This is a genomic window from Mesotoga sp. UBA6090, assembly GCF_002435945.1.
In the GTDB taxonomy this organism is placed as follows: Bacteria; Thermotogota; Thermotogae; order Petrotogales; family Kosmotogaceae; genus Mesotoga.
Map to the genome: position 1 here is coordinate 1 of NZ_DIXC01000082.1, position 10,155 is coordinate 10,155.

General features: G+C 41.7%; 6 protein-coding genes and 2 pseudogenes. 5 read left to right on the forward strand and 3 right to left on the reverse strand.

Annotated elements, in window-relative coordinates:
• The 3 genes and pseudogenes from B3K42_RS13880 to B3K42_RS12595 form a co-directional block, all read right to left on the reverse strand.
• Positions 1-208, reverse strand: a pseudogene (locus B3K42_RS13880) (IS4 family transposase); the annotation flags it as partial.
• A gap of 93 nt (positions 209-301) precedes the next feature.
• Positions 302-433 (reverse strand): annotated as a pseudogene (locus B3K42_RS13885) (IS4/Tn5 family transposase DNA-binding protein); the annotation flags it as partial.
• A 52-nt stretch (positions 434-485) separates the two neighbouring features.
• Complete coding sequence (locus B3K42_RS12595) at positions 486-1,205, reverse strand: toll/interleukin-1 receptor domain-containing protein (protein WP_110991247.1); 720 nt, start codon at positions 1,203-1,205, stop codon at positions 486-488.
• 1,247 nt (positions 1,206-2,452) lie between these two features.
• On the opposite strand from B3K42_RS12595, the gene B3K42_RS12600 reads away from it, so the two are divergent.
• From B3K42_RS12600 to B3K42_RS12620, 5 genes are all read left to right on the forward strand, one after another.
• Positions 2,453-4,936 (forward strand): VWA domain-containing protein, encoded by a 2,484-nt coding sequence (locus tag B3K42_RS12600; RefSeq protein WP_110991248.1) that lies wholly within the window; start codon positions 2,453-2,455, stop codon positions 4,934-4,936.
• A 14-nt stretch (positions 4,937-4,950) separates the two neighbouring features.
• Complete coding sequence (locus B3K42_RS12605; protein WP_181419140.1) at positions 4,951-7,749, forward strand: tubulin-like doman-containing protein; 2,799 nt, start codon at positions 4,951-4,953, stop codon at positions 7,747-7,749.
• Positions 7,750-7,801: 52 nt separating this feature from the next.
• Positions 7,802-8,416, forward strand: a complete 615-nt coding sequence (locus B3K42_RS12610; protein WP_110991250.1) for a hypothetical protein — start codon at positions 7,802-7,804, stop codon at positions 8,414-8,416.
• 234 nt (positions 8,417-8,650) lie between these two features.
• On the forward strand, positions 8,651-8,899 hold the full coding sequence (locus B3K42_RS12615) for a hypothetical protein (protein WP_110991251.1): 249 nt from the start codon (positions 8,651-8,653) through the stop codon (positions 8,897-8,899).
• Positions 8,900-9,038: 139 nt separating this feature from the next.
• Positions 9,039-10,155, forward strand: a 1,117-nt coding sequence (locus B3K42_RS12620; protein WP_292599105.1) for a hypothetical protein, incomplete at its 3' end; no start/stop codon positions are given.

The window sequence follows — 10,155 nt, forward strand, 5'->3', positions numbered from 1 at the left end:
TTTCTCTTATCCAGCTTTGTTGTGAGATTATTCCTAATGGTCTTCCTTCTTCTGTGACTGCCAGTGTTGTATGGAGCATTATTCCATGTGAGTTTTTTTCATCCAGGTAGCCCAACCCTTTAGTGTTTTTATGTCTTGTGAAGTCAAGCGATGTCGTATCTTGAACGGCAAGTATGGTATCGTGTTCCTTTACCCTCTCCACTGTCTTGTTTGTGTGCGATCTAAGTATCTCTTCTCTTGTTATTTTCGGATTGCTCATGAATCTGTATGCGCTCTTTGTTTCAGACCAGCCTTCAAAGCTTTCCGGAATGCTGTTTTCACTGTTTCTCACAAAAGCCTCTGAGATACTCTTCAATCTCTTGTTCAACCTCTTGTCACCAAAATCGCTTTCTTCAAACTCATCACTTATCCCAACCATTGAGATCACCTCCATACCGCATTAAAAGAAGAATTCACTATATTAGACAATCTATGCTCTTAATCTATCACTTCGCTTGCCTTTTCTCCAATACTTGTGGGTAATGATGAGCTTCGTGGGGGGGTTTTTCTTTATCAAAACCATCTCCCCACGTGTCTCCCAATATGAAGACGCCGCCCTCAACACAAATTAGCTCATCACCGTTTTTCGAGGTTATGCTTTTTGTCGGCGGTTCGCTGCCGGTTTTCTGCGGGGTTAAGTTAGAGTCATGTTTGGGTGAGGTTGCTCTCTTACTATCTTGATCACTTTCGATTACTAATCTGAGGTTTACGGAATCAAATCCCAGTGCCGCTATTATGAAATTCACAAGATTGTTCTTTTCTGAAACATTGAAACTCTGGTGCTGTCTGAGCGCAAGGGGTAGTTCCTTCACAGTTAGGTTCTCAATAATCGTGAATACTCTACCACCTTGCTTTCTTCCGCTTATTATTTCATTATGGAAAGTGTTCCATTCATACTTGACCCATTTCGAGTTCAGATTTTCTTTGCTCGTTCCAACAACTACCATTACCCGGGCTTGGTCGAGTGCCTCTTCAATTACTTCCTTGTAGTCGGATTCTCCTAATTGCTCCAAAGAAATACTGCTCATGAAGACCTTTATCGAATTCGCTTCAAGTAATTCGTAAAGCTCCTTCGCAAGATGCCAGTCTCTTGTGTATCCACCTTTTCCATCTGAAACCTTGCACGATATGAATACCTGCCAGTCCTTTGAAGAATCTCGAGTCATATCCTCACTCCTTGCTTTCCTGGCTTGCTATCTTTCTCTCCGGCAATTCTCTGTCATTCTCACGTTAACCGGATCTTCGATAGACTATAATTTAGATGTTCGATATCGTTCATTATACAATTTGTCATCTCTATCCCGATTCAGTTAACAGTGTTCACACACTAGCTATTGAAGAGATCCCTTCTTCGTTCAGCCTTAAGAAAATACTTAGTCTAGACTCAACTATTACAGTAATAAATCTGAAAATAGCTAGACAAGCGGAGAAATCAGAAGAGAACCAGACGAACTTCCACTACAAAATCTGATTTGCCCCAATGGAATTGAATGCAAGAGTCCCCGGCGGATCAAACAAGGGATTCTAGTAGTGACAGCGGGAATGATATGAGCAGAAAGAATAAATCTTTGCTCGTTTTTGCACTTGCATTCACAAACGAAGAAAAACCCGTTTTTCTCGCTTGCTGATGCAATCCTTCTGTTTCGACTGCCATTTGACTTTTTTCAAAACTCTCAAACTGCAGATAAAATTGAATTCAGCTTCACCAGATACAGCCCTATTCGAGATACACAAAAGGCCTTCTTCTCAATTGATAAAATTGCCAATTGCTGAAGAGAGAATTTGTACTTCCGAAAGCGTTTTCTCTTATACTGTTCTCTTTTGTTCATAAGGTATTCCAAAACCGGAAATCAGTTCTGACTAATATTTTACTTACAGAATTCTGATCACCAAGAGCTCTTTGCAGACTAGGTCCTTAATATTGATCTCCCAAAAAGCAATCTAATTTGAAGTACCCATTAATGTAAGCTTGACGCGAATAGTCTTGGGGAGAGAACTCCTCGTTGTTCTTGGGTTATAGATTTAAGCATTACTTACAATCATCGTCAAAGAAGAATTCTGCAGTCAATAATCCGCAATAATTTTCCCTTTTGAAAGCACGTTGATCATTTGTTGGAGAGTACGATTGACTTCTTCTGCATTCTAAAATGTTTGCTTTCACATGAAGAAATAGTATAATAACATAAACAAGTTTTAGTCGTCCTCAGATTAACTCCTCTTCCTCAGAATAAGATATTCGTTTTGCATAAAGGAATTGACTTATTGGGGGTATGGATGTTGTCGATTATCTGTTATCAATCGGACGAACTACTCATTAAGGAAAAGCGCCTACTTAGCTTTTGTCACCCTCTGAAGCATTGTCATTGTGTTACGAAAGAAAACAGACATCTTTTCTCGGTTGGAGCGTGATTTCATGAAAATGAAACCATTTGTGTTTTTCATGCTCTTACTTACCATTTTGTGCTCTGAATCTTCATTGCTGGGTCAGGTTATGACTGTTACTCAACAAAAGCCTCTGGCTTTAGTTACAATAGTCGACAATTCAGGCTCCATGGACTGGGACAATCGAGACCCCGAAAACATAAGATTCAAGGGGATGGAGTTTTTAATTGGAAGACTACAGGATCAAGAAGCCTTTTCTTATGTAAGTTTCGATACAAACGCAGATATTGTCATACCCATAACGGAGGTTACCAACAGCAATAGAACTCGGCTTGTTCAGGATGCTTATAGGATTCCTGGAGATCGTGACTGGACGAACTACACCGATGGATTCATAAAGGGTCTGCAGGTTTCTTTGGAAGCAAAGGAAAGAGGATTCTTTCCCGTAGTTCTGTTTCTTACTGATGGAGAGCTGAATGTCTCGGCTATCGATGAAGAAGACCTCGATGAACTGGAGAAGCTTGTCAAAGACGTAATTCCTCAGTTCTTGAAGGAAGGAATTCCGATTTTCACGATTGGGCTGGGCGACTTCAAGAAGGAGATCTTGATAAACATCTCGGACGCTGCAAAGCTTTTCGAGAACTCAAATCAGTTTTACGAGGTCGTCGATGGAAGCGAGATCCCCTTTGTCATGAACGACATTCTTTCCGTTATTAGAGGCGAGGAGACGTATCAAAGCTACTCGATTTCATCTGGGAAGTCAGAGACGACTTTCGAGATTAGCCCCAATACTCGAAAAATGTCCGTCGAACTCACCTCTCTCGATGAATACATAGACGTAAGCATTTACGATCCAGAAGGAAATGCTCTGACAACAAAGCCTGAGGAATCCTTTGCCTTTCTGAAGTGGGTTGTTGAGAATCCCAAGTCAGGTACCTGGAGAGTAGTCATAGATTCAACAACAACTTCCAAGATCGCCATTTCCCTTGAACAGGAGTACAGCGTTGAGCTGCTGGTTGACAGATACATCCCGATCGGCAATACATCGGAAGCCCTTGTCAAGCTTACAAAAACCGATCAGACCCTTATTGTTCCCGGGAAGAAATTGTCTGTTGACGGTAAGGAACTGGACGTAAAGACAATCAAAGGATTCTTGACCGTACAGGGAGCCGGGATAGATACCATTGTTGATTTGAAATGGGATGGCTCGAATCTCGTTGGAACCGTCCCGAAGGTTTCGAAGGCAGGAATTCCAAAGATATATGGAGAGGTTCTCATAGAATGCGGCGATAAAAAGGACAGTGTCACAGTTGAACTTGCTGTTCCGCAAAAGACTGCGCGTGTAATAAGCGCAGAAATCGTCAAACTTGAAGCAAGTCCTTCCAAGGGAGCAGTTCGTAACAGCGAAGTAATCGTAAGCGCTAAGGCTAAGAATGCTGTCCTAGATTCTGTAGAGGTTCAGATTTTCTTTCCGGATGGCCGGACTGAAGTACATAAGTTCACAAGGGATTCTGACTCTCTCTTCAAGGTCGCATTTGTTCCACCCATCGAAGGTAAATACATGATTTACCCGGTGCCGACTGAGGATTTCGTTTTCTCAAGTGCTTCGCGTGAGATAGTTGTTCAGGGACCTTACATGACTCTCAAACGAAAAGAACTTGTTATTAGAGGTGCCTTCCCCAACAGAGATTACTGGGTCGATACGCCTATGATAACGGAGTTCTATGAGCCAGACGACCCAGAAGTGGTCATCACAGCCGATGAGAACGGTGCTTTTCTTATTGAAACGCCGGGAAATGTAGCTCTCATGCCGGAGAAAAGCGAGACTTCTCTGAAGTTCCTTGTTTCGCTAGAAGAACGCTTTTCGTCAGTTGACAAGATTCTCAGAAAGAGAAGAGAGGGTCTCGTCACCATAAGTGATGTTTCTGGCACTTTGAAACCTTCAGAAGAATCAATAGCGATTAGGGTCATAGCACCGCTTCCAGCTGTGGAAGCTGCCATTGCTTCGGCCATAGTGGCACTCATATTCCTGATTCCGGCTCTCGCCAGAAAAAAGCGGCAGATCCCGGCAGGCCGCATACTAAAGCTTGATGAACTAAATGAAACAACATTTGGTAGAGCCTCCGACGTGCGCTATAGATTCGAACAGAGCAATTTTCCGCTCCATGGTTTCACGATTTTTCATGCAAAACCTGAAGAAGAGAATGATCCATTCTCGACCGGAGAGGAATGGGTGATAAAGTCTGACGATGCTGCAGGAACAATATTCGTCGATGAATACCCGTTGGCTATTGGGGAATCGGCTAGGCTCAATGACGGTTCTCGCATTTCCGTGAGGAAAGGACGAAAGAATCTCTTCGCCTTCTCCTTCGAAACGAGAGAGGATCAAGCTGTCCTTCACGTTAGAAGCACGAAGTATAGATTGAACAAAGCAGCTGTAGCTTCTACCTTTTTCTCCATAATATGTATCTTGACGATTCTTTGGTGGACAATAATCCAAAAATTTGGAATATAGAGGGAGGGATTTCCGTGGCAAAGCACAAGACACCCACTATTGTCTTCGGACTTGGTGGTTTCGGAGTTCAAGTAATCGAGAAGATACTCAAGTTCGAAGAAGAAAGAGGTCGAAGCGACAACATTAGAATTCAGGCATTCGACACCGAAGCAAATCTAAAGTCCCCTGCGGTAAGGAACATCGAAGTTATGAGATTTCCACCGAGCATGAAAGTCTTTCTAAGAGAAAGATTCATACCGAATAACAATTGGTTTCCTTCATTGGACGGGGAGTACAAACGTTTCTTCGATGATGTGCTTGGAAAAGACCAGGATTCCATAAGGGCAGCTCAACAGACAAGAGTATTCGGCAGATTTGCATTTCATTACAACTTCAACTCAATATACCAAAAAGTATTCCATGCCTTTCAAGGATTCGAGGGAACGAAAGACAGAATCGACGTATTCGTTGCCGTCGGCCTGGCAGGAGGAACTGGAAGCGGCATGTTTCTTGATTTCTTGGCCCTGGTTAGGCACATTGCGGCAAACTTGCAGCTTGCGGCCATGGAAATGCATTTGATAATGACCCTGGGGGATATTGTCTACGCCCAAGAAGGCGATGCGGCTCTGAAAAGAGTTTTAGACGCGAACTCTTATGCCGCTTTGAAGGAACTCAATTATTTCGTCCAAGACACTAGACAGTTCAGATTTGAAGTGAAAGACGCAAAACAGACTATTCCCCTTTCAAGGGCCGAATCCTCACCTGCAGACTATGCACACCTGCTAACATACAGCAACCATAAGGGCTTTGCATATTCCAACAGAGAAGAACAAGCGGCAATGACGGCAAAGTTTGTAGTATCACTTACAAATGACAACATCATGCCCAGTTTGAGAAACATCCGAAATCTGGAAATAGATGAGAAGACCGGTTTCAAGCAGTTCATTCTGTCTTTTGGTCTCGGATCGCTCGTGATAGATGTAAATGAAGCGCCGCTTTTCGCAGCCCAGCGGATTTTCCAGTCACTTCTTAAGGAGAAACTGCAAAATCCAGAAGGGGAAAAGATACGTGGGGAGTTGTTCGAGAAACTACAAAGAGTTTTATCCGGTGTCAGTTCGAAACTCATAGGCGGGGTGGAAAAACCCATTCTGAAAAACCTTTCGCCATTAGTTAGTCAAAAGTGGATACTCGGTCTTAGTATCGATCGCGTAGATGACAATACGCTCGAGTCTCTTCTCCGCAGAATGCTTACCGACAACGATTCATCTCCTGCAATCAGGGACTACAGAAACGTCATAGAGAAATACCTGGATAGGTTTGCAAGAGGGGATATTGGAATAGTTCCTCTTGCTTCTGAAGTCAAAGCTCAAATATCTGAGGCAAAAACAATTCTCACTGAATTCATGAGGAATTCTGTCAAATCTATCGGTGGGCTTACTCAAATGAAGGATTTCGTTGAGTTGACAAACGTGGTATACAATAACCTTGTTTCAAATCTAGATAGAGCTCTTACCGAGATCTCTACACAGAAGAAGGATTGGAATACGAGAGTTGACGGTTATGACGCTCAACTGAAAGAATTAGTAAACGATTCGATCGATGATTTAGCTTTTATGGTCAGCAAGAAGGGAAAACAAGACCGTCTCAATTCCGCGGACCAGCTTCTCTTCGCTCTGGCAAAATGGACCGATTTTTCGTTGAGAGAATCTCTGATTAGGAAGTCAATAGAATGGCTTCATGAGCAGTTTGACAATGTAAGAATTTCGGGGGATCTTATCGGATCGGTCAATGAGCTTCTCTCGAAGAAGGAACTGGAAATCGTAAATATTGCAAGTGATGAAGTAACGCAAAGAACCTGTGAGGAACATGTCTTTTCTAAGAAGATGATCCTCGAGATGGTAGATAGGATAATGAGTAAAGGCGTCGAAATGATAAATGACATTATGGACGGTCAGAAATATAGACTGGAGGAAATAATCAAGACCATTCCTGATGCAATAGAAAGGAATACTTGGATCAACTCCGAGATTGTAATTGAAGAACTCAGGAGGTTCTACGACTCTATTCACGAAGTCATAAGAACACGTTCTACAGAGCTAAACAGCATCCTCGTTGAGGGATTCGACCAGAAAGAGGTAGAAAACATATTCAGTCTGAAAGAACTTGAAAAAATCTCCGAAGCTTTCTTCACTTACACAAATCTACCAACAAAAACTCTAACCCAGTTGATAAGCGATCTACCAGAGTCTGTGAAAGTGAAACTCAAGAAGACCGGAGCCTACAACAACATGGAAGAATGGATAGATACCGGAATAACGAAAAAGCCCAACCTCACCAGGATAAGTATGTATGTTGGATTGTCGAGCGATCAGGTTTTGTTAAACAACATGAGAGAGAATTACGAAAGTGCTATTGAGGAAAGACCCCTTCACGTTTTCAATAATCTCGATGTGGAAAAGATGCGAGAGCTGAACGGCAAGTCCTCCTTGACCTTCGTCGATCAAGAAAAGCTTTACCGCACGGCGTTGGCCGCTGGAATCATAAGGAAGGAGAAAAGCTACCACTATTTGGCTGGCGAAAATGAACCTATTACCAAAATCGTTGATGGCAAGAAAGTCTGGGCAAAGAAATACATAGTACAGCTTCTGAACGAAGATGAGCGACTAAGAGACAGTGTTATTAACGGAATAAGAAGTCTGATAAAGGAAACTGAAATTGCTCGCCTTACCGAAATATTCTTCAAAAAATCCCGAAGTGGGCTGACAGAAGTTCGTGACGACATTGAGGTTGAACTCTTCAGAAAAGATCTCACTGATAGAGGAGTAAACATCTGAGATCGAAGGGCGGCCAGAAGTATTTCTGGCCGCTCTCTTTATGGAGATTCATATGTCATTCTGGGGTTTTCTAAAAGGAGTATTCATTGGCCAAATATCACTCGTAGATCCTTTTCTAGGATTCATATCTAACGTCGTTGACTGTGTCATTAACGGGGAGTTTTCTATCTCTCTTATAACTGGATTAGTTTACCCTAACAACTCATATAGAAGCATTGTTGTTGGTGGGCTTGTCGATTACTCAATAGATTCCGTCATAGCTACTCTATTACCCAATCAGTACGACCAAGAGAATAGAGCAATTTGGGTTACATGTTCGGTTTGTGGGAAAGAAACTAACCAGTTCTCCGAAATTGGCAACCAAGTGATGTGTCCGAGGTGCTACGCCAATTATGTAAAGGAGAACACCGGAAAGAACAGAATCGTGGTTTCCGAGAATAATCTGGCCAACATATTGAGGGTAAGAGAAGATTACATTAGCCTTCAGAAGCAAGTCTTGGATTTTGAAAAAAGATATGGCAGAAAACCTCACTTAGCGAATCAGCAGAATAGGATTATTAACACAGTTGTGCGTAGAGGCATAACGGGTAACGTCATAAAACGTAATTTCAACAGGGCGACGATCGAGAATCCTATTATCAAACAAGGGAGGAATGAAGATGTGTGATGAACCCAACGGCAAAGTGCCCGAAGATGGGGGTGTAGCCGAGGCAGTATGCCCTTGGTGTGGAAAGCTCGTTTATGCTAACATACCCGGCATACCCAATTCATCCTACATGTGTTCTGCTAATCGCTGTCCGAATTGCAAAGGCAATTTCGAGGCTTGTAGAATCTCCAATGGCTCATGGTACATAAGACGGCCTTAAGATCAAAGACTCTTCTATACAAAAAGGAGGTCAGGATGGAAGTAGATTTCGGAAAGCTACAACTGACAGAAGAAAAAACTCTTGAGAGTTACTTTGAAGAATCCATCAACTTGAAGCTAATAAACTCTCTTATAATCGCGAAAGAAAAGGAGAAGAATTTTCGAGGGAATGAGCTTTCCTCTTATTTCAAAGGTTATCTTCTGCCCCTTTATAAAGACTTCGGCAAAGAGAGAAGAAGGAGTTCATCTCCCATTCTTTGGCTTAAAATTGACTTCGCAAAATGAATATTCGCTTTTCAAATAACTGTGCGCAGAGATAACTGAAACCTACAACACGACTTTAAATAAGGTAGCAAGTGTAGAAGAGGAAGGACAGCCACTGTTTATAGAAAACGTCAAAAGTAAAGGGTTAGGGGGTTAATCCATGAATGAAATGACTCCAATAGTAGTAATGTCTTTGCCACTGTCATTGATTCTATTCCAGTTCACAATTCCAGAAACACTTGACTGGGCCTTTCGCATAAAAATCCCAGTAATTCTGTTAGTTGTCTTAAGATTCGCTCTTTTCTTTCCAATAGCAATGCTTACAATATTTGACTGGACGGCGTTCGTTGAAGGGATTGGTATTTTTGGAACACTGCATTTACTCCTGAGCAAGTTACTATCTTTACCATTAGTAGAATACTTGGCGTTCTTCTGTGATATTAGTGTTTTGGGATACACTTTTTTCGGTTTGATTTCCTCTGATGCAAATAGGTATAGAAGTCAACCGTTCTACTGGCAGTATAGGAAAGCAATGCACAGATACGCATTAACCCTGAGTATTGTGCTGGTCTTTATGTTACTGACTATTATCAACTTTCGTATTTTTGTTATTACATTAGGCAAAACTAACGATATCGATATCGCAATGAGCATGGCTTTAATTCTTCTAGTGGGAATTCGAAATTCTAACAGAGAATTAGAGCAGATTCGAACGATAACGGTAATCGAAAATGGTGCTTTTATTAGAAATCCAAGATGGCTTGGAATACTAGTGTGCATGTTTATGATTGCATACCAATCAATTTTGTCAAAGGCTATTTGGATGATAGTTGTACTGAACTTCGTAGCAAGAACAGCTATTAGGGTATTCAGAAAGGACACTTTCAAGAAAAAAACACGGTTCTCCATGGAGACTATTCTGGATTCTTGGTGGAATGCCGATCGAATTGGAAGATTCGCTTTTCTGATGCTACTCTCTACTTGGTTCACATTTACTATGCAGTGGTTCACTAAATCGCCCCTGCCTACAGGTGGCAGTGTTTATCTTTCTGAAAACATTATCACAGTACTAGATGTCATGTATGTCTTTCTAATATTACTTTTAGTGTCAATTTCTAGGAAAAAACTTTTTTTTGCTATTGTTTTGCCAGTTCATGTTTTCGTGAGGTATATATCTCCGATAATGTTCCAAGGGCTATATCTAAGTACTTCTTATGGTGTTGGTGTTACAAGTTTTTTGGCAGAAGCAACTTCGGTGTTTGCTGCAGAATATAAGT